This window comes from Achromobacter sp. FW305-C-28 (genome assembly GCF_058783235.1).
Genome location: NZ_JBYSYL010000003.1, coordinates 343,678 through 363,084 on the forward strand (window position 1 = coordinate 343,678; position 19,407 = coordinate 363,084).

The window sequence follows — 19,407 nt, forward strand, 5'->3', positions numbered from 1 at the left end:
CGGGATCAGGGCGCAGGCTGTCGGTCGCTTGCCCCGGAATCCCTGCGGTATGCTGTGCGCTTTTCCCGCCTGCCGCCGCGGCCATCTGCTCCATGTTCAAGCGCACGCCTGCCACCACCGCCGCCGTTGTCGAAGGCCGCATCGAGCAGATGCGTGTCGCCGTGCCGCTTGTCCGAGGCAACGTCCATATCGTGGTGAATGGGGGGTCGGTGTTTGGCGCCTTCGAGAACGCCGCCGACATCCGTACGTTGCAAGGCCTGCAGCAGCAAGGCGTGCCCGTGCGGGTAGGCATACTGGAAGGCCCGCAGTCGCTGCGGCACTTTTCATGGCTATCCGCCGCGCAAGGCCCCGGTATCCCGCCGCGCTACTACGTGGACCAACGGCGGCGCGCCTGGCGCAGCATCGGCATCAGCACCGCGCTGGCCGCCGCGATGGTCGCGGGCTGCTTCCTGCTGGACCTGGGGTCGTTCGTGCAGGTGCTGCTGCTGGTGGTGGCGCTGACGGTGACGCTGTTCGCGCTGATCCTGGCGGGCAGTTCCCTGTATGGCTTGTGGCACAACCGCCTGCACCGGCCGGCCATCTTGCAGAGTGAGGCGTGGTATCGCCAGCAGCAGGGCAGACCGGTCTCACGGGGCGCCGATGCGACCGCCGCCGCGTCGGCGTCGCAGGCAGACAAGCAGCGGCTTGTCGAACCGCAGATCAGTGAACGACTCATCGCCGATGCATCGCCCGAAATCCTCCATGTCCACGGCGTGTTGACGTCGTTGACCCACGAGGCCCGTCCGGGCACGCGGCACCGCCCCAGTTCTGGCGTCTACCGCTTTCAGGTCGGCCGTCAGCCCTACGCCTTGCACGTCGGCGAAGACCTGGGCAACGTCCAGCCTTTCCTGGCCGAGGGCGACCGGGTCGAATTGGCTGCCTATGCCGGCGAGATTCCCGGCGCCGGTCCGCATCGGCTGGTCTACGGCCTGCGCAATCGGGAAGACGACCGCGTGTATGTCTGTCATCGGCACTTTCGCGGCGCCCATGCCCGGATCGGGCCGGTCGGCGTCGGCCTCGGTCAGCGCGTGCCGATGCTGGCGCTGCTGGGCAGCCTGCTGCTGACGACCTGGCTGGTGGTCTTGGGTTTCCTGTATTTCGGCGGATCGCCACAAGAGCGCACCGACCTGCCGGAATTGGCGGTATTCCTGTTTGCCATGCTGCTGTTCGTGTGGGCCTGCTTCGCCGTGCCGCTGCTGTATCTGGACACGCGCTGGCGCCTGGGGCGGCCAACGCGGCGGCAGCGGATTCTGGAACGCATCTATCGCGCGCTGGACCTGGGCACGCCGTTCGCGCCCAAGGTCCGCATCGAAGAGGTTTAATGACGTGTCACCGTCGTGTCAGCACGGGACGCAAGGCAGCGGATATAGTCTGGGCGGTTCCATTCACAGCGCAGGTGCTTGCATGAAGAGTCACTACCCCACGTTTCGCGTCGGTGCGGCGCCGGGTCTGGTACACAAGCTGGGCGGTTTGCCGTGGGGCCTGCCCATCGCGCATTGGCCGATATGCCGGGAATGCGGCCGGGCCATGAGCTTTCTGGCGCAAGTGCCGGGGCAATCGACCGAGGCCAATGCGCCTGACCTGGATATCCCCGCGGGCGAAGTCCTGTTCGCCTTCAAGTGCGAATGGGACAGCATTTGCAGCTTCTGGGAAAGCGACGGCGGCGCCAATGCCGTCTTCAGCCTGCCGCGCGCCGCGCTGGGCGATGCGCCCACGGCCCCGCCCGAACACGCCGAAGATGGCTTGCCTGAACTGATCCCGGAATTGGGCATTGCCAGCTGGCGCATCGACGACGATGGCGCCCCGCCCGAACTGGAAGCGGATTTCTACGACTACGGTCGCCACGATGACCTGCCCGACGACATCGCGCATCCCCATGACTGGGCCACCGAGTGGCGCACCAAGTACAACGGCGTGCCGTACTGGACCGCCAACGGCGCGCAGGGCGTGCCGCCAGGACGCCTGCTGTTGCAGATCGACAATTGCGTGCCGATGCAAGACGGCGGTTACCAGGAAGTCGCCAACTTCTGCTCGGATGGCACGGCCTTTGTTTTCGTCGACGCGTCGCAGACGCCGCCCGCGTATGCGCTGCTGATCAATCGTTGAGGATCGGGCAGGCGTCGCTGCCACGCCCCGATTTCCCGGAACCTGACCATGTCCCACCCCGCTGCCGATGACGTGATTGCGCTGTATCAGGACCATGCCGCCGCATTCGAGAAACTGCGCCGCGCGCATGCCTTGATCGAGCGGGCCTGGCTGGCGGACTTTCTTGGCCTGATGCCGGCGGGCGAGGTGCCACGAGTGCTGGACCTGGGTTGCGGTGCCGGCACCCCGATCGCGCGGCACCTGATCGAGCAGGGCTGCCATATCACGGGGGTGGATACGTCACAGCCGCTGCTGGATATTGCTCAGGCGTCGTTTCCCGAGCACCGCTGGATTGCGGCCGACATGCGGCAGTTTTCGAGTCCTGACACGTTCCAGGGCGTGATTGCCTGGCACAGCTTTTTCCATCTGGCCCCCGACGATCAGCGGCCGATGTTCGCCCGGTTTCGCCGCCTGGCCGCACCGGGCGCGGCCTTGATGTTCACCAGCGGCCCGGCGCAGGGGCATGCCATCGGCCAGTTCGAAGGCCGGCCGCTCTACCATGGCAGCCTGGACCCGGCCGAATATCGCCAACTGCTGGCGGACAACGGCTTTGATGTCGTGCGGCACGTGGCGAACGATCCGACCTGTGGCGGCGCGACGATCTGGCTGGCGCGGCGGGTTGATCGCCTCGGATAGGAGCAACCCGATGACGGATGCGCCTTTGTTGGACCCGGTGCTATTGCGCCGCCTGCTGCGCGCCAAAGACCGGATGGACGCGGCGTCGCACCAGGCCTGGCCCATCAGCCGGCTGGCCGAGGTCAGCGGCGTGTCAGACGCCTATTTCGCCCGTTCCTTCAAGCGCGCCTTCGGCCTGCCGCCGCACCGCTACCTGCTGACGCGCCGCATCGAGCAGGCCACCGCCTTGCTGCGCGACACCGACCTGCCGATTACCGACATCGCGTTCGCCACCGGTTGGGAAAGCCTGGGCACATTTGGCCGCATTTTCCGCGACGTAACCGGCCGCACCCCCAGCGACCTGCGCGCCGAGGTCCGGGCCGGCATGGCCGGGCTGGACCAGGTTCCCGCGTGCGTCGTGAAGGCGGTGCTGCGTCCCGATCTCACCATGGCAGTTTTGGAGAAGCGCCGCCGCCTGGCCAGCAATACAGTGCGGTCTTTACCCAAGGAGCAATCATGAGCGAAGGCATCAATACTGCAGGCATTTACGTCGACGACCAGGACGAAGCGCTGAAATTCTATGTCGAGAAGCTGGGGTTTCGCGTCCACACCGACGTGCGTAACGGCCCGTACCGCTGGCTGACCGTCCAGCACCCGGACCAGCCGTCGTTTCAACTGGGCCTGCTGCGTCCGGGCCCGCCCGTTCACGACGAGGCCACCGCGCAAACCCTGCGCGCCATGGTCGCCAAAGGCGCCATGCCCACACTGGTGCTGTCGGTGGCCGATTGCCGAGCCAGCTATGCCAGGTACAAGGCGTTGGGAGTGGAGTTCACCGAGGAACCGACAGAGCGATATGGCAGCGTGGATGCTGGGTTTCGGGACCCGGCAGGCAATGGCTGGAAGATGATCCAGGCCCGGGGGTAGCGTCCACGCGCGCCGCCCCTAGAACCGGTGCCGAATGCCCATGTTCACCTCGGTGGCCTTGGCGTTGTCCAGGAACGCCCAGTTGGTCGTGTACGATGCCACCGCATACAGATCCGTGCGCTTGGACAGGTTGTAGTTGTAGCCCAGGCTGTACGTATTGCTGGCCGAATCCCCGCCGGTCAGCTGCCTGCTGTTGGCATCGGCCCGCTGCCACGACGCGAATGCGCCGCCGGATTTGCCCACGGGCGCGGCCACGGCCAGCATGTAGGAATTGGACCGGAAGCCCTTGGCGAATGCGTACGACGGCGTGCCGGTGAATGCGCCGATGCTGCCGCCGTTGGGCAGGCTCTTGCCGGCGAACCAGCCGTCGGTGATGCGGTTGTAGGCCAGCGCTACTTTGAAGGCCTCGAAGTCGTACGAGCCGCCGACGATGTACGAGCGCGGCGTGGCGTCGATCTGCCCTGGCGGCAGCTTATTGGACGCGTTGAGCTGGTCGTAGGTGGCAAAGCCCATGAGCGGGCCGTTGTCGTAGCGCAGCCCGGCGGTGATGGCGCGGGTGTTGTCGGCGGTGGCGAAGCCGGTCTGCGCGGTGCGGCGGTCGTCGGCGTTGAAGGCGTAGCCGACCGCGGCCTTGAAGCCGCCCAGGGACGGGGTTTCATAGACGACCAGGTTGTCGTAGCGCACGTAGTAGGCCGAGCTGAAGCCCAGGCCGGCGCCGGTGCTGAGCTGGTTGAAGCCGCCGCCGAACGACGACCCGAACATGCCCGAGAAGTAGCGCGCGGCCACGTTGTACTGGCGGCCCAGGCGGATTTCACCCCATTCGGCGCTGCCCAGGCCGACCGTGGCTTCGCGGCCGAACAGGCGATTGCTCTGCAGCGAACTGCCGTTGCGGCTGTCAAAGCCCGATTCCAGCTGGAACACGGCGTACAGGCCGTCGCCCAGGTCTTCCTTGCCGCGCAGGCCCCAGCGCGAGCCGGCGGTGGTGCCGGTGGTGGACCCGATGCGGCTGTTGTCGATGCGGGTGCGGCGGCCGGTGGCGGGGTCGGTGTAGGTGCCGTCGACGTTGGCGTAGCCGATGCCGGTGTCGATCAGACCGTACAGCGTGACCGACGATTGCGCGGACGCCGCGCCGGACAGGGCCGTGGCGGCCGCGGCGAAAAAGAGTTTTTTCATGAAGAGCTCCGGAGGCGGAAAGCAGGAAAAAAGCGGATGCGCCACGCAGACGGAAGGCTTGACGTCCTGCCGCGCGGCGAATCAAAGTCTGACCACCGCGGACCGACAGTTCGCGAACATTAAAATGACAATTCCGATCGCGGCCCGTCTCACAGCGGGTCATGGTTTTCTGCCAGATCCTTCACCCCGACTCGTTGTCCCTATGCCTGCCGCAGCCGCTTTTGTTAATTCCCTTCGCCTCTGTCTGGCCCTGCTGCTGGCATCCGCCGGCACGGTCCAGGCCGCGGGCTTCCAGCGCCTGAACCTGCCCATGGACATGAACGGCCCGGCCTTGCAGGGCGGCATCTGGTATCCCTGCGCGGCGCCGGCAGGCCAGGTCAAGATCGGCCGCGTCGAGATGGCGGCCACGCCGGACTGCCCGATGACCGAGGGCGCCAGGCCGCTGATCGTGATGTCGCACGGGTCGGCCGGATCATTCCTGGGCCATCACGACACCGCGGTGGCGCTGGCGGACGCGGGCTTCGTGGTGGCGGCCATCAATCATGTGGGCGACAACGCGCTGGACAAGTCGCGACAGGGATATCTGTCGATCTTCTCGACCCGCCCGCGCGAAATGCGGCGGCTGATCGACTACCTGACCGGCACCTGGCCTGGCAAGGCGCAACTGGATGGCCGGGTGGGGTTCTTCGGGTTCTCGCGGGGCGGCTATACCGGTCTGGTGCTGGCGGGGGCCGTGCCCGATTTCAAGCAGGGGCTGAGTCTCTGCGCGGGCGAATCGGGGCTGCCGATGTGCCGTGACATCCGCGACGGCAAGATTGCCGCGCAGCCGTATGTGCGTGATGAACGGATCCGCGCGGCGGTCATCGCCGACCCCCTCAATGCGTTCACGGCGGACACGCTCAATGCCGTCTCGATACCGGTGCAGCTATGGGCGTCGGCGCAAGGTGGCGATGGGGTTACACCGGCCAGCGTGGATGCCGTGCGCGCGGGCTTGCCGCAGGCCGAGTTTCACCGGGTCGACGGCGCGGGGCATTTCGCTTTCCTGGCGCCTTGCGCGGCCGGGCAGGCCGAGGCCATGCCCGCGATCTGCGCCGATGCGCCCGGGTTCGACCGGGCGGCATGGCATCGTGAATTCAACGCGAAGGTGATCGCGTTCTTTCAGTCGGCACTGCGCTGACGCGAAGCGCGTCAGCGCGCCGGCCCCTGGCGGCGAGCCTGCTGCGCTGCCCGCTGCCGGGCCGCGGCGCGCGGGCCGTCGCGCTGGGTGACGTAATTGCGGTAGTGCTGGAAATCCTTGCCGGCCAGCGCCAGGTACAGGCCGGTTGCGACCATGAAGCTGCTGAACACATAGACCTTCAGCCAATAGCCGATGGGCAAGTCGAGCAGCGAGATGCCCAGGTACATGTTCATGATGCCAAAGCCAAGCAGCACCATCATCAGCAGCCAACGCGCCCATTCGCTACCGCGGTACAGCCAGATCAGCAAGGCCGCCGGCACGATCATCTTCTGCAAGACCGAGAAATCGCCCTGCAGCAAGGGCAGGATCTGGTAGCTGGACGAGGCAAGGGTGCCGCCCAGCGCGATGAACCAGAAGCGCTGGCTGGTGGGGGCGCGGCGCCGGGGCGCAGGGCGGGATTCGCTATCGTTCTGAAGCATCGGGTCTCCTTGGCGAAGCGGCCAGTGTAGCGTGCGTGGCGTGCATGGCACGGGTAGACTGACACCTGGCTTTTTTCCGGAGCGCCGCCTTGGCTACCTCGTTGCGCAGATACACCGAGCTTCCCTATCTGATCGATTTCCTCATGTCCGGCGAACTGGCGCTGCTGAACCCGAAGGCGTGGGACGATCGCAACGATTCGTTCTACATCGAGGAATATGCCCGGGCCAAGCGCTTGCAGGGCATCTACGCCTTGTGCCTGGCCGAGGCGTCCGAAACCTACCATCACTGGCGCGTGTTCTCGCACGGCAGCGGTGGGGTCTGCATCGAATTCGACAAGGAAAAACTGGTGGCGCAGGTGGCCGGCGTGCCCGATATGCGCGCCGAGGCCGTGCAGTACCGCACCATCAAGTCGCTGCGCGAGCAGCCGCCGGCCGATGCCGACCTGCCGTTCCTCAAGCGCCACGCCTTTCGCGACGAAAAGGAATTCCGCCTGTTCGTGTGCCGCAGGACGCGCGATACGCCGGTGCTGCGAGTGCCGGTCGAACTGGCGGCCATCAAGCGCGTCACCCTCAGCCCATGGCTGCCGGCCACGGTGTGCGACCAGGTCAAGAAGGTGCTCAAGGCCATCAAGGGCTGCGAGAAGCTGCGCGTGTTCCGGTCCACGCTGGTGGACAACGAAGACTGGAAGAAATTCGCCAGTGCGGGCCGCAAGGAGCCGTTATGACGCAAAAGCGGGCTGATGGCGTGATGTCGCCTCTTGAAATCGTGGAGGCATTCCAGCAACGGGGCTGGCAGAACAACGACCCCATGGGCCAGGTGCTGCGGCTGCGGCAGGAAGACTCCCGGGCTCTGGGCGAGCTGGTCCGATTGTTCCTGGACCGCGGCCTGGAACACGCCACCTTCATCGACGCTGCCCTGGACCTGATGGACGACGCCACGCACGCCGAAGTGCTGCGCCAGGCCTGGCAGCGGTCCCGGCGTGGCGAGACAGGCAGCGGCTTGTCCGAAGTGCTGGACTGCGCCGCGGCGCAATGGCCCGAGGTCTTCGCCGACGATTGGGATCATCTGCTCGCGGCCGCGCACCAGGGGCAGGGCGGCCCGCGCTTTGGCGTGGACCTGGCCTGGCGTGCGTTGGACGCCGACACGGCTCGCGCGTGGCTGGCGGATGTCGGCCCGCAGGCCGAAGATGGGTCGTTGGAATACCTGAAGGCCCGCGCCGTGCTGCATTCGCGCCATCCGGATCTGGTGTTGGAAGTCTGGCGGCGCGTGTTCGTGCCGCAAGATGCGTCCAGCGGCATCTATTGGCTGATGGCGGTGGGCTATGCCGATGACAACGGGCAGGCCCGGGCGCTGCACGGTGAACAGCCGCTGCACATTCGTTTCAGCGCGGTCCAGCGCACATTGATGACGACTTCTCAGCCGGCCTGGCGGCGGGATATCCAGCGCCTGCATCCGACGTGGGGGGCCGTGAACGCTGCGCCGCCCGTCGCGGTTGCCCCGTCAGCCGCCGCGTCAGTTGCCGGGAAGGCGCCACAGGCCGATGCGCCCGCGGTCGCCGCCGGCCGCATGGGCGGCACCCTGACCGCCACTTGTGGCCTGTGCCACGGCCCGCTGCACCGCCTGCTGGCCTTGCCGCAACCGGCGCAAGCCGGCATCGATTGCGCGACGCCGCTGGAATTCGCCACCTGCCTGGCGTGCCAAGGCTGGGAGGCGGATGCCGAAGTGCTGTTCTTTCAGCACGACGGCCAGGGCGCGCCGCAGGCGCATCCATCGCAGCGCCGGGACGACCCGCTTGTCCCCGAGTTTCCCACCGGGCCGTTGCTGCAAGCCGACGTGACGCTGTTCCAGGCGCCCAAGCGCTGGACCTGGCAGGACTGGGGCGATTCCAACGGCCGCCAGAACCTGAGCCGCGTGGGCGGCCCGCCCAGCTGGGTGCAGCAGGGCGAATACCCGCCGTGTCCCGATTGCGACACCCGCATGGCGTTTGCAATGCAGCTGGATTCCGACCTGCCGCAGGAAGGCGGCGGCGAATGGTCGTGGGGCAGCGGCGGCTGCAACTACACCTTCTGGTGCGCGGATTGCCGCGTCAGCGGGCATCTTTGGCAGTGCACCTGAGCGGGCGCTGGGCGGCCCGGTAACAACGTTGCCGCCAGACGCCTCTGCCTGACCCTTTGTCAGCCCAGGCTGCGCAGCGCGGCGCGCACCAGCGAGTTGTGCACGCCGCCGCCCGCCATGACGCCCGAGGCGCTGGCAAGCGTGGCATTGGCCATCGGCAACGTGGCGTCGCCCGCCGCGAACACGCCCGGCACCGTGGTCTGCTTGAAGTCATCGACCCGCAGGTAAGGCCCCATGGGTCCTTCATCAAAGGCGCAGCCCAGCTGCATGGCCAGCGGGCTGGCCATGTGGACGCGCGCGGCCACGAAAATCGCATTGATCAGCAGGCGGCGGCCATCGGCCAGCTGCACCGCGTCGATCTGCGGCGCCTGGCCCAGCAGGCCCACCACGGGCGTGCGTTCGATACGCACGCCGCGCGCCGCCAGCAGCGCCGCCTGTTCGGCGTCGGGTTCGAATTCGCCTTGCGTGAAATACGTGGTGGGCCCCCAGTCGGGCAGCAGCGCGGCCTGATGGGCCGACAGCGGATGCGCCGCCAGCACGCCCAGCGGGCGGTCAGCCACTTCGTAGCCATGGCAGTAGGGGCAATGCAGCACCGTCTGGCCCCAACGTTCCTGCAGGCCGGGCAGGGCCGGCAGTTCGTCTCGCATGCCGGTCGCCAGGACCAGGCGGGACGCGTGCAGCACGCGGCCATCGTCCATCGTGACCAGGAAGCGCCCGGCCGATTCTTCGGCGCGGGTGGCGGTGCCATCGACGAAATCCACCGTGCCGTAGGCGGCCAGTTGTTGGCGGCCGATGCGCACGATCTCGGTAGGCGATTTGCCGTCCAGGCCCAGGAAGCCATGCGAGTGCGCGGCGTAGCGGTTGCGGGGCAAGCCGGCATCCACCAGGGCGATGCGGCGGCGGGCGCGGGCCAGTTGCATGGCGGCGGACAGGCCGGCGAAGCTGCCGCCGACGATGACGGCGTCGTAGCGGGGGGGCTGTATTTCCAGTTGCATGGCTTTCTCGATACTTTAAAAGTTGCATGATACGGCGGACTTTGCTTTTCACGCAACTTATAATGTTTCGATCAAAGACCCAGGAAACTTTCCCGATGCGCAGCGACAACCGCCTGTCACGCATGCTGCACGTGCTGATCCACATGGCCGAGCACGATGCGCCGCTGACCTCCGAGACCATCGGCAAGATGCTCAGCACCAACCCCGTGGTGGTGCGCAGGATGATGTCCGGCCTGCGCGAGCACGGCTACGTGCAGTCCGAAAAAGGCCATGGCGGCGGCTGGGTGCTGACGCGCAAGCTGGCCGACCTGACGCTGCTGGACGTCTACCAGGCGCTGGGCGAGCCGCCCATCTTCGCGTTGGGGCTGGCCGACAGCGAACCCGAATGCCTGGTCGAGCAGGCGGTGAACGCCGGGCTGGAAGGCGCGCTGGTCGAATCGCGCCGCCTGCTCCTGGAACGTTTTGCGACGATCAGCATCGATCAGCTGGCGCGCGACTTCCAGGAACGCCTGAAGCAGCACCCGGAATGCGACCGGCGTCCGCCCGGCCATCATCCGGACGGCAAGCGGCACTGCAGCTAGGGCGCGATCAACCCCCGCACCACATCGGCCAGCGTCACCTGGCCCCTCAAGATGCTGTCGCGCGGGCCTTCGAAGTCGATCCAGCCTTCGTTGAAGCCATCGAGCATCTGAATGCGCGGCATCGGCTCTTTCATGCCCTGGGCGGTGAACAGGGCGCCCCAGGTTTCACGCGGCACGGCCTGCACCGACACGGGCGTGCCCAGTGCGTCGGCAAAGGCGCGGCCGGCATCGTTCGGGCTGATGCGCTGCGGGCCTTCCAGTTCGACTACGCGCAGGCCCGTCCAGGTGTCTTGCAGCAACTGCGCGGCGATGCGGCCGACGTCGGCGGTCGCCACCATCGGAATGGCGCGGTCCAGCGGTTGCAGGAAGGATGCGATCAGGCCGTCATCGCGCGCCGACGCCACGTCCCACGCGAAGTTCTCCATGAACCAGCCCGGCCGCAGGAAGGTCATGGGCACGGGCAGGCGTCGCAGCGCCTGTTCCATCAGCGTGCGCTGGGTCAGCAGATTCTGCTGCGTCGATTGCGCGCCGATGGTCGACAGGCACACGACCTGGCGCGGCTGCCCCAGGGCGATGGCCGAGGCCACCGCGTCGATGGCGGCGCGCGCTTCGGGAAAGCCGGGCGCGGGGTCGAATTGGGGCGGCGGCAGGATGAACGCGCCGTCCACGTTTTCGAAGGCGCGGGCCAAAGCCGCGGCGTCGGTCATGTCGGCGATGGCGATGTCGCAGCCGCGGGCGGCCCAGGCGGCGGCGTTGGCAGGGTTGCGCAGCACGGCGCGCACGGGCAGGCCTGCTTGCAGCAGGGTCTCGGCGACCGCGCCGCCGACCTTGCCGCTGATTCCGGTAATGGCATACATGAGGGGTTCTCCAGACACTGGCGCGATGCGGATCGATCACGCCGGGGCAAATCGTAGTGCTCGGCCTTTGTTGAGAGAATGGCAATTCAGTCATAACATTCATGACTTCAGATCAGGAGTCTCGAACATGGCGCTGGATGGCCGGGTATTGGCAAACATCGGAGTGCTGACCGCCGTGGTGGAAAGCGGCAGCTTTGCGCGCGCGGCCGAGGCGCTGGGCATCACCGCGTCCGGGGTCAGCCGGGCGGTGGGGCGGCTGGAGGCCGGCGTGGGCGTGCGCCTGCTGGATCGCACCACCCGGGCCGTGGCGTTGACGGACGAGGGCCGCCGGCTGTACGAGCAGATCAATCCGCTGGTGGCGGGCATCGGCGAGGCCATCGCTACCGCCGGCGGTGCCTCGGCGGCGGTCAAGGGGCGCTTGCGCGTCAATGTAGACGCGTTCTTTGCCCGCCTGATCCTGGCGCCGCACCTGGCGCGCTTCCTGGAACGCCACCCGGACCTGACGCTGGACCTGGCCACGCGCGAACAACTGGGCGACCTGGTGTCCGACGGTTTCGACATCGCGGTGCGCTTCGGCGAACCGCCGTCGTCATCGCTGGTGTCCCGCAAGCTGCTCGATACGCGTTCGGTGACGGTGGCGGCGCCGTCGTACTTGCGCAAGCATGGCGTGCCCACGACGCCGGCCGACCTGGCGCGCCACGCCTGCATCCAGATGCGCAGCACCATGACCGGCCAACTGCTGGAATGGAACTACCGCAAAAAAGGCCGGACCACGCGCGTGGAAACGTCGGGGCCGCTGCACCTGACCGACGGCTGGACGATGCTGGGCGCCTGCCTGGGCGGCGCGGGCATCGCCCGTTTCAAGGCCAGTGGCGTCCAGGACCTGATTCGCCAGGGCAAGCTGGTCGAGCTGCTGCCCGACTACATCGGCGACCGCTATGCGCTGTACGCACTGTATCCGTCGCGCCATTTGCCGGCGGCCAAGGTGCGCGCTTTCATCGATTTCGTCAGCAGCATCCTGGACGATCCGGCGGGCTAGCAGGGGTGAGGGGCGGGCCGTCTGAAGCAGGGGGTAGCAGCGGGCGCAAATAGCCGCCGCCGGTGTATTCTCGCAATCGTGCCGCGCCCACATCCCGGGCGGTCGGCCCGCGCAAGAAAACACGGGCGGCGCTCACCCGCGCCAGTCCGGAACGGCCCGCACAGGAGACAACCATGCTATTGACCGAAGAACAGCTCAGCGTCCAGGACATGGCGCGCCGTTTCGCCCAGGAACGCCTGGCGCCCCAGTCCGAACGCTGGGACCGCGACCACCATTATCCGGCTGACGCCATTGCCGAGATGGCCCAGCTGGGTTTCTTCGGCATGCTGGTGCCCGAGGAATGGGACGGCAACGCCAGCGGCTATCTGTCGTACGCGGTGGCGCTGGAGGAAATCGCGGCCGGTAACGGCGCCTGCTCCACGATCATGAGCGTGCACAATTCAGTGGCCTGCATGCCGATCCTGAAGTACGGCACCGACGCGCAGAAAGACCAGTTCCTGCGGCCCCTGGCCACCGGCCAGCACATCGGCGGCTTTGCGCTGACCGAGCCGCAGGCCGGCTCGGATGCCAGCAGCCTGCGCACGCGCGCGGTGCGCGACGGCGATCATTACGTCATTAACGGCGCCAAGCAATTCATCACCTCGGGCCGCACGGGCCAGACCGTGATCGTGTTCGCCGTGACCGACCCGCAGGCTGGCAAGCGCGGCATTTCGGCGTTCATCGTGCCCACCGATACGCCGGGCTACCAGGTGGTGCGGGTGGAAGACAAGCTGGGCCAGCATCTGTCGGACACCTGCCAGATTGCGTTTGAAGACATGCGCATTCCGGCCGCGTGGCGCCTGGGCGACGAGGGCGAGGGCTACAAGATCGCGCTGTCGAACCTGGAGGGCGGCCGCATCGGCATCGCCTCGCAATCGGTGGGCATGGCGCGCGCGGCGTTCGAATGCGCGCGCGACTACGCCCGCGATCGCCAGGCGTTCGGCAAGCCCATCATGGAGCACCAGGCGGTGTCGTTCCGCCTGGCCGACATGGCCACGCAGATTCACGCGGCCCGCCAGATGGTGCTGCACGCCGCGGCGCTGCGCGAGGCCGGTCGGCCGGCGCTGACCGAAGCGTCGATGGCCAAGCTGTTTGCATCGGAAATGGCCGAAAAAGTGTGTTCGGCCGCGATCCAGACGCTAGGCGGCTATGGCTACCTGGCCGACTTTCCGGTGGAACGCATCTACCGTGATGTGCGGGTGTGCCAGATCTATGAGGGCACCAGCGACATCCAGCGCCTGGTGATCGCGCGAGCCTTGTAGAGGGTCAATCCAGCAAGGCTTGCACCGCCGCTTGCGCCTCGGGCGCCAGCGGCTGCTCACGCTGCAACAGGGCGATCCTGTCCTTGAATTCCTTGACCACGTCGGGCCGGATCTGTTTCATGGCACGCACGGTCTGCGCCAGCAGCAGCCGGGCATTGACGCTGTGCGGGAAATCCAGGCACTGGCGCAGATTGCCGTCGATGATTTCGCGTTCGCCGTTCAGGTGGCCGGGGTGCTTGTCGTCGGCGCCGTTGCAGCGCACGGCCAGCAGTTGCTCCAGCCGCAGCAGGTAGCGCGGGAACGCCGCGCCGTCCGGCACCGTGTAGTTGCGCGGCGCATTGCCGGGGGGCTGCGCCGTGGCGCGTGCCATCAGCGCCACCAGGTCTTCGGTCAGGCGCTGAAGGGCGGCCGTAGGGTCTGCCATGGGAAAGCGGGCGGACAGGGTACCGACGCATTCCTCGTCATCCGTGCGCAGCACGCGCACCTGGGCCTGCCAGGGCTCGGTGGTGGTGATGAGGTGCGAGATCACCACGAAGTCGCTCTGTGCCTCGCATTGCTGGGCGTAGCGGATGGCATCGGCGTCGTCCCAGGCCACGCCGCTGAGCACGAAGCCCGGCTCGGGTTCCGTCAGCCACGGTATCAGGGTCTGCGTGCGCAGGCCGCAGCGCAGCGCCAATTGCTCGTTGAAGTACAGCGGCAGCGCGCGGCTCAGGCGGCCGGTGGCGTCCGCCAGCTGGCGTTCGGCGTGGTCGGGCGCGGCGTCGACTTCGGCCGAGCCGCCCAGGAATGACACCAGCGGACGATTCGGCGCGATCGAGTCGAACAGCGCGGCGGCGGGCGATTCGGGCGCGAGCCACACCGGACCGCGGCCCAGCAGCATGGCAAAGCGCATCTCGGTGGATTCGGGCACGCTGCCGTCGCCCAGCGCGGCGCGGGCCAGTTCGGTGTCCCAGTACGCCAGGTTTTCCTGCCAGTCGGGGCGCTGCTGCGCGTAGAGCTGGTCGAGAATGCGGCGGGCGTCGTCGTACTGGCCCAGTTCGGCGTGGGCGCGGATCAGGTTATTGCCGACCATGACGCCGTGCGCCGCCGCGTCAAAGCGCGGTCCGGCCAGTTGCAGGATGGGTTCGATGGCGCCGGCGTTGCCCAGGTCGGCACTGAGCTGCATCAGCAAGCCGGCGGGCGTGGGCGTGCCGGCGCGGGCCAGGGCTTCGCGGTACAGCGCCAGCGCGCCGGCCAGGTTGTGCGCGCCCAGTTCGGCGTGCGCCAGCCACAGCTGCGCGCGCCAGCTGCCGGGCAGCGCCGCGACCTTGCGCATGGCGGTCACGCCAGCCACGTCGCCGCCGTATTCGCGGTGGATGGCCTCGTACCAGCCCAGGCCGTTTTCCTGGTTGGGGTCCAGTTCCAGCGCGCGCCATAGCGTGTCGCGGGCGCGGGCTTCGTCGCCGCGTTCGTCGTGGATCTTGGCCAGGTTGGTCAAGGTGACGCCGGTTTCGCCATGCTGCTGCGTGTAGGCCAGCAGCACGCGTTCGCTGTCGTCCAGCCGGCCGGTCTTCATGTAGACGATGGCCAGGAGCACCGCGGCGCGCTCGGCGGCGGGTTCCAGGGCGACCAGGCGTTCGGCCGGCTTGAGCATTTCATCGACGAAGCCATCGCCCAGCGACTGGATGATCAGGCTGGCCAGCGAATCGGCATCGTCCCAGTGGCGTTCGATGGCGCCGGCCAGTACGTTGTCGCGCCATTGCTCGCGGGTCACGAAGATTTCGCGGCCGTAGGCGTCGTAGGCGCGGATCAGGTTCGGGTCTTGTGCCGGATCGCTGTGGTGGGGCGTTTCGGCGTCGGTCGGCGCGGGCTGCTGGCCCAGGTTTTTCTTCAGAAGGCTCATTCGGAACTCCGTATGCGGGGAAGGCGGCCGCGCCGTCTACGAGCGTGCGCGTCGACTGAGAAGGGCCGCAGCGGGCTTGCCGCGGCGGGCGCGGCGGCTGATCCACACCGTGTAGATGATGAGATTGCCCACCACCAGCAAGACCGCCAGCAGTATCTGCACGTTGCGTGTCAGGCCGTCCGGGTAGATCGCGGCGAGGATGTAGTGTTCGATGAAACCGCCGCCGTAGCCCGCCTGGCCCGCCTGCTGACGCAGCGACACTTCCAGGGGCGTCAGGGGGCAGATCCAGCCCATGCCCACGACCGTGGCGCCCCAGGCCAGTGCAGGCAGATGCAGGTAGGCCAGGCGCCAGCGCCACAGCGCCAGCAAGCCGCCAAACACCACGAACGCAACGAACAGGCCATGCAGTACCAGCACTGCGTCGGCCATCAGGCGATAGGTCATGCGGGGCGTTCTCCAGGTTCGGGCAAGCGGGGCGCTTCAGCGGCGCACTCCGCGGTCAGGCAGGGATCAGGGCTTCAGGTCGCGCAGCAGCTTGGCCAGCTCGGGCGCCGTCATCAGCGACACGCCCTGGGCGCGGGCGTATTGCAGGGCGTTGTCCGACACGTCGCCCAAGGCGATATAGATGGCTTCGCGCGCGCCGCGCTTTTCCCGCGCGGCCTGCAATTCGCGCAGCGGCTCGACGCCGGTGCGGGCGGCCTTCCAGCGCTTGGCGCTGACCAGCGCCACGTGGCCATCCTTGGTGAGGGCGAAGTCGGCGCCCGGCGCGTTCAGCCGTTCGACCTCGCAGCCGTCGCGGCGAAAGCCCGCTTCGACGACCGCGGCGAATTCGGTCCAGGACATGGCCGCGGTGGCTTGCGCCACGGCCTCGACCCGGGCGCCCGACGGGGCGCGCAACTGCTTGTAGGCCGCCATGATGGCAATGACCGCGAACGGCACGGCCGCAAACACGCCCATGGCCGCGTACTCCAGCGGCAGGGCGGCGAACCCGCCCACGGCCAGCACCAGGGCCACCCCGGCGCTCATCCACCACGGCGAGCGCAACAGCACCGCGAAGATGGAATTCTGCGACATCTTGAGCTTCATGCTTCGCGCACCACGATGCGGACGTCGCCACAGGTCACGATCTGGCCGGGGCGGATCTTGGCCGTCTTGCGGCTTTCGACTACGCCGCCGACGCTGACGTGGCCATCGGCCACCAGCATCTTGCCGGCGCCGCCGCTGTCGCACACGCCAGTGGCTTTCAGCAGCTGGTTCACTTCAATATAGGGGCGGCCTTCGGCAAGCGTGAATTCAATGATGGGCATGTCGCGAACAAACAGTGGAAAGAGAAAACGGGCCGATCAGCCCTGGCTGCCGGGCGGGTTGCCGCCGGGGGGATTGGCGCGGGCGTCGCCTGCGTTGGGGGCGGCCGTGGGCGCAACCGGCGCCGGCGGGACAACACCCGTAAGGTCGACCGGGGCCGGCCGGACATTGCCGGATTCGGCGCGCGCCATCCAGGCGATCAGCGACGAGCGCATGGCTTCTTCGACCGACATCTGGATCGGCTGCACCCATTCCTGCGGTACGAACACGGTGTAGCCGCCGATCATGTAGCCCATGGGCAGGTAGACGGCCACGCGGTCGCCCTGGGTGAAGCCCTCAGGCAGGCCGTCCAGGTTGCGCCGTGTGATCAGGCCCACCAATTCCAGTTGCTGACCGGGAATGCGCAGTACCACCACCTGTTGGGCGGTGCTCTTGGAACCGGGCGAGAAGTAATCGGCAAAGCTCTTGAGCGACGAATAGATGCTCTTGACCACGGGCAGGTTGGTGAAAGGCATTTCCACCAGCAGCAGCACGCGCTTGACGCGCTCTTTGGACACCAGGTAACCGATCGCCAGGATGCCCAGGATGCCCAGCAACAGGCCCAGTCCGGGGAAATAGAAGCCGCCGATGAACGGGCGCAGGAACGTCAGCGCCACCGCTTCCGTCCACGCCAGGAAGATATAGAGCACGTAGATGGTCAGGGCCAGCGGCAGGACGGTGATCAGGCCGCGGAAGAAGTATTTGTAAAGACGCGTCATAGTCGGGAAAAAAACAAGAAAATCGGGGTCGGTCCGTGCAGGGCCGGGACCAGAACGGCCGCCAGCATAGCAGCCGACGGCGCGCGCGCCGGTAACAAGGCGCGGGAAGCGTTACCGGTCGACCGGCAGGTACAGGGTCTCCTTGATTTCCTCCATCACCACATAGCTGCGCGATTCCGCCGAGGCGGGCAGGCGCTTGAGGATTTCACCAAGCAGACGTCGGTATTCGTTCATTTCGGTCAGGCGGGCCTTGACCAGGTAGTCGAAGTCGCCCGACACCAGGTGGCATTCCATGACCTCGGGTACATACAGCAGTTCTTTTTTGACCTTGTCGAACACGTCGCCCGACTTGGCGGACAGCTTGATTTCCAGGAACACCAGCAGGTTCTTGCCGAGCGCGGCCGGATTGACGCGCGCATGGTAACCGGTGATGACGCCTTCGCGTTCCATGCGCTTGACCCGGTCCGAGCAGGGGGTGGCCGACAGGCTGACCCGCTCGGCCAATTCGGTGACCGAAATGCGGCCTTCCCGCTGCAGGATATCCAGGATTTTCAGGTCGATACGGTCCAGGTCGCGCATTTCACTTTTGGGTGGCAAAAAAGCGGGGGTGTCCGAGAAAAAGCACTGCCAAAGAAAAATAATCAGTGTTTTTCACTGTGATGAGGCTCATAGACTACCGAAATTCCTGACTAAAACCAAACTTCGGAAAGAATCATGCATGTGATCGTCCTCGGCAGCGGCGTCATCGGCACCACGACCGCCTACTACCTGGCCCGCCAGGGCGCCAAGGTGACGGTGCTGGATCGCCAGCCCGGCGCCGCCCAGGAAACCAGCTACGCCAATGCCGGCCAGGTCTCGCCGGGCTATTCCACGCCCTGGGCCGCGCCCGGCATTCCGCTCAAGGCGATCAAGTGGCTGTTCAAGAAGCACGCGCCCCTGGCGATCCGCCTGGACGGCAGCCTGTACCAGCTGAAATGGATGGCGGCCATGCTGGCCAACTGTTCGGCCGAGCGCTACGCCGTCAACAAGGAACGCATGCTGCGCCTGGCTGAATATAGCCGTGATTGCCTGCGCGAACTGCGCATCGACACCGGCATCCACTACGAAGAACGCACCCGCGGCACGCTGCAGCTGTTCCGTACCGACGCCCAGATGGAAGCCGCGCGCCGCGACATCGCCGTGCTCGAAGAAGTCGGCGTGCCCTACGAACTGCTGGACCGCAACCGCTTGGTCGGCGCCGAGCCCGCGCTGGCGCGCTCGCTGCACAAGCTGGCCGGCGGCCTGCGCCTGCCCAACGACGAAACCGGCGATTGCCGCCTGTTCACCACCCGCCTGGCCGAGATGGCCGCGGCGCTGGGGGTGGACTTCCGGTACAACCAGCCGGTGGCCGGCCTGAACACGGCCGGCGGCCAGGTGACCGGCGTGCGCGTCGGCGACCAGGTGCTGACTGCCGACCGTTATGTGGCTGCCTTCGGCAGCTACACCCGCGGCTTCCTGGAACCGCTGGGGCTGGACCTGCCGGTGTACCCCGTCAAGGGCTATTCGCTGACCATTCCCATGAAGGGCGAGGCCGCCGCGCCGGTGTCCACCATCCTGGACGAAACCTACAAGATCGCCGTCACGCGCTTCGAGAACCGCATCCGCGTGGGCGGCATGGCCGAATTGTCGGGCTTTGACCTGCGCCTGAAAGACGCGCGCCGCAAGACACTGGAACTGGTCGTGAGCGACCTGTTCCCCGACAGCGGCGACGTGGCCCGCGCCGAATTCTGGACCGGCCTGCGCCCCATGACGCCGGACAGCACGCCGGTCGTCGGCCCTACGCGCTACGGCAACCTGTTCCTGAACACCGGCCACGGCACCCTGGGTTGGACCATGGCTTGCGGCTCGGGCAAGCTGGTAGCCGACCAGGTCATGGGCCAGCGTCCGCAGATCCGCACCGACGGCCTGGACCTGTCGCGCTACGACCGCCACAAGGCCACCCACCGGCCGCTGGTGCTGGACGGCAAGGGCGCCTGACGCCC

22 protein-coding genes are annotated in these 19,407 nt (G+C 67.1%); 12 read left to right on the top strand and 10 right to left on the bottom strand.

Features of this window, described 5'->3' with window-relative positions:
* Positions 1–92: 92 nt before the first annotated feature.
* The 5 genes from AC3WMR_RS10405 (at position 93) to AC3WMR_RS10425 (ending at position 3,723) form a co-directional block, all read left to right on the top strand.
* A complete protein-coding gene (locus AC3WMR_RS10405) occupies positions 93–1,361 on the top strand; it encodes a hypothetical protein (RefSeq protein WP_492263028.1) in 1,269 nt (422 codons plus the stop codon).
* Between the two features lie 82 nt (positions 1,362–1,443).
* On the top strand, positions 1,444–2,145 hold the full coding sequence (locus AC3WMR_RS10410; protein WP_492263029.1) for a YwqG family protein: 702 nt from the start codon (positions 1,444–1,446) through the stop codon (positions 2,143–2,145).
* A gap of 48 nt (positions 2,146–2,193) precedes the next feature.
* Complete coding sequence (locus AC3WMR_RS10415; protein ID WP_492263030.1) at positions 2,194–2,820, top strand: class I SAM-dependent DNA methyltransferase; 627 nt, start codon at positions 2,194–2,196, stop codon at positions 2,818–2,820.
* 10 nt (positions 2,821–2,830) lie between these two features.
* A complete protein-coding gene (locus AC3WMR_RS10420; protein ID WP_492263031.1) occupies positions 2,831–3,319 on the top strand; it encodes a helix-turn-helix transcriptional regulator in 489 nt (162 codons plus the stop codon).
* Positions 3,316–3,723, top strand: coding sequence for a VOC family protein (locus AC3WMR_RS10425; protein ID WP_492263032.1), 408 nt, complete (start codon positions 3,316–3,318; stop codon positions 3,721–3,723). Before AC3WMR_RS10420 ends, AC3WMR_RS10425 begins: the two co-directional genes overlap by 4 nt.
* Positions 3,724–3,741: 18 nt before the next feature.
* On the opposite strand, the gene AC3WMR_RS10430 is transcribed toward AC3WMR_RS10425, so the two are convergent.
* Positions 3,742–4,896 carry a porin gene (locus AC3WMR_RS10430; protein ID WP_492263033.1) on the bottom strand — a complete coding sequence of 385 codons (1,155 nt, stop codon included), beginning with the start codon at positions 4,894–4,896 and terminating at the stop codon, positions 3,742–3,744.
* Positions 4,897–5,098: 202 nt separating this feature from the next.
* Here AC3WMR_RS10430 and AC3WMR_RS10435 point away from each other — a divergent pair, with 202 nt between their 5' ends.
* Positions 5,099–6,073 carry an alpha/beta hydrolase family protein gene (locus AC3WMR_RS10435; RefSeq protein WP_492263308.1) on the top strand — a complete coding sequence of 325 codons (975 nt, stop codon included), beginning with the start codon at positions 5,099–5,101 and terminating at the stop codon, positions 6,071–6,073.
* A gap of 11 nt (positions 6,074–6,084) precedes the next feature.
* Here the strand turns inward: AC3WMR_RS10435 and AC3WMR_RS10440 are convergent, their stop codons facing one another.
* A complete protein-coding gene (locus AC3WMR_RS10440; RefSeq protein ID WP_492263034.1) occupies positions 6,085–6,552 on the bottom strand; it encodes a hypothetical protein in 468 nt (155 codons plus the stop codon).
* Positions 6,553–6,641: 89 nt separating this feature from the next.
* Between AC3WMR_RS10440 and AC3WMR_RS10445 the strand changes: the two genes are divergently transcribed.
* Positions 6,642–7,277 (top strand): DUF2971 domain-containing protein, encoded by a 636-nt coding sequence (locus AC3WMR_RS10445; RefSeq protein ID WP_492263035.1) that lies wholly within the window; start codon positions 6,642–6,644, stop codon positions 7,275–7,277.
* Positions 7,274–8,668, top strand: a complete 1,395-nt coding sequence (locus AC3WMR_RS10450; RefSeq protein WP_492263036.1) for a hypothetical protein — start codon at positions 7,274–7,276, stop codon at positions 8,666–8,668. Before AC3WMR_RS10445 ends, AC3WMR_RS10450 begins: the two co-directional genes overlap by 4 nt.
* 59 nt (positions 8,669–8,727) lie before the next feature.
* On the opposite strand, the gene AC3WMR_RS10455 is transcribed toward AC3WMR_RS10450, so the two are convergent.
* Positions 8,728–9,663, bottom strand: coding sequence for an NAD(P)/FAD-dependent oxidoreductase (locus AC3WMR_RS10455; protein ID WP_492263037.1), 936 nt, complete (start codon positions 9,661–9,663; stop codon positions 8,728–8,730).
* A 95-nt stretch (positions 9,664–9,758) separates the two neighbouring features.
* Here AC3WMR_RS10455 and AC3WMR_RS10460 point away from each other — a divergent pair, with 95 nt between their 5' ends.
* A complete protein-coding gene (locus tag AC3WMR_RS10460) occupies positions 9,759–10,244 on the top strand; it encodes an Rrf2 family transcriptional regulator (RefSeq protein WP_492263038.1) in 486 nt (161 codons plus the stop codon).
* Here AC3WMR_RS10460 and AC3WMR_RS10465 read toward each other — a convergent pair.
* The gene (locus AC3WMR_RS10465) at positions 10,241–11,101 is read right to left on the bottom strand and encodes an NmrA family NAD(P)-binding protein (RefSeq protein WP_492263039.1); all 861 of its coding nucleotides are present in this window, start codon (positions 11,099–11,101) and stop codon (positions 10,241–10,243) included. The genes AC3WMR_RS10460 and AC3WMR_RS10465 overlap by 4 nt on opposite strands.
* 127 nt (positions 11,102–11,228) lie before the next feature.
* Between AC3WMR_RS10465 and AC3WMR_RS10470 the strand changes: the two genes are divergently transcribed.
* Both AC3WMR_RS10470 and AC3WMR_RS10475 read left to right on the top strand, forming a co-directional pair.
* Positions 11,229–12,140 carry a LysR family transcriptional regulator gene (locus tag AC3WMR_RS10470; RefSeq protein WP_492263040.1) on the top strand — a complete coding sequence of 304 codons (912 nt, stop codon included), beginning with the start codon at positions 11,229–11,231 and terminating at the stop codon, positions 12,138–12,140.
* 173 nt (positions 12,141–12,313) lie between these two features.
* Positions 12,314–13,441, top strand: coding sequence for an acyl-CoA dehydrogenase family protein (locus AC3WMR_RS10475; RefSeq protein ID WP_492263041.1), 1,128 nt, complete (start codon positions 12,314–12,316; stop codon positions 13,439–13,441).
* A 4-nt stretch (positions 13,442–13,445) separates the two neighbouring features.
* Here AC3WMR_RS10475 and AC3WMR_RS10480 read toward each other — a convergent pair whose 3' ends face one another.
* The 6 genes from AC3WMR_RS10480 to AC3WMR_RS10505 form a co-directional block, all read right to left on the bottom strand.
* The gene (locus tag AC3WMR_RS10480) at positions 13,446–15,323 is read right to left on the bottom strand and encodes a tetratricopeptide repeat protein (RefSeq protein WP_492263042.1); all 1,878 of its coding nucleotides are present in this window, start codon (positions 15,321–15,323) and stop codon (positions 13,446–13,448) included.
* 36 nt (positions 15,324–15,359) lie between these two features.
* Positions 15,360–15,767 carry a DUF2784 domain-containing protein gene (locus AC3WMR_RS10485; protein WP_492263043.1) on the bottom strand — a complete coding sequence of 136 codons (408 nt, stop codon included), beginning with the start codon at positions 15,765–15,767 and terminating at the stop codon, positions 15,360–15,362.
* A gap of 66 nt (positions 15,768–15,833) precedes the next feature.
* The gene (locus AC3WMR_RS10490; protein ID WP_492263044.1) at positions 15,834–16,409 is read right to left on the bottom strand and encodes a restriction endonuclease; all 576 of its coding nucleotides are present in this window, start codon (positions 16,407–16,409) and stop codon (positions 15,834–15,836) included.
* A complete protein-coding gene (locus AC3WMR_RS10495; protein WP_492263045.1) occupies positions 16,406–16,630 on the bottom strand; it encodes an RNA-binding S4 domain-containing protein in 225 nt (74 codons plus the stop codon). Before AC3WMR_RS10495 ends, AC3WMR_RS10490 begins: the two co-directional genes overlap by 4 nt.
* 36 nt (positions 16,631–16,666) lie before the next feature.
* Positions 16,667–17,386, bottom strand: a complete 720-nt coding sequence (locus AC3WMR_RS10500) for a DUF502 domain-containing protein (protein WP_492263046.1) — start codon at positions 17,384–17,386, stop codon at positions 16,667–16,669.
* A gap of 111 nt (positions 17,387–17,497) precedes the next feature.
* Positions 17,498–17,965, bottom strand: a complete 468-nt coding sequence (locus AC3WMR_RS10505) for an Lrp/AsnC ligand binding domain-containing protein (RefSeq protein WP_054422406.1) — start codon at positions 17,963–17,965, stop codon at positions 17,498–17,500.
* Between the two features lie 135 nt (positions 17,966–18,100).
* Between AC3WMR_RS10505 and AC3WMR_RS10510 the strand changes: the two genes are divergently transcribed.
* The gene (locus tag AC3WMR_RS10510) at positions 18,101–19,402 is read left to right on the top strand and encodes a D-amino acid dehydrogenase (protein ID WP_492263047.1); all 1,302 of its coding nucleotides are present in this window, start codon (positions 18,101–18,103) and stop codon (positions 19,400–19,402) included.
* Positions 19,403–19,407 lie beyond the last annotated feature (5 nt).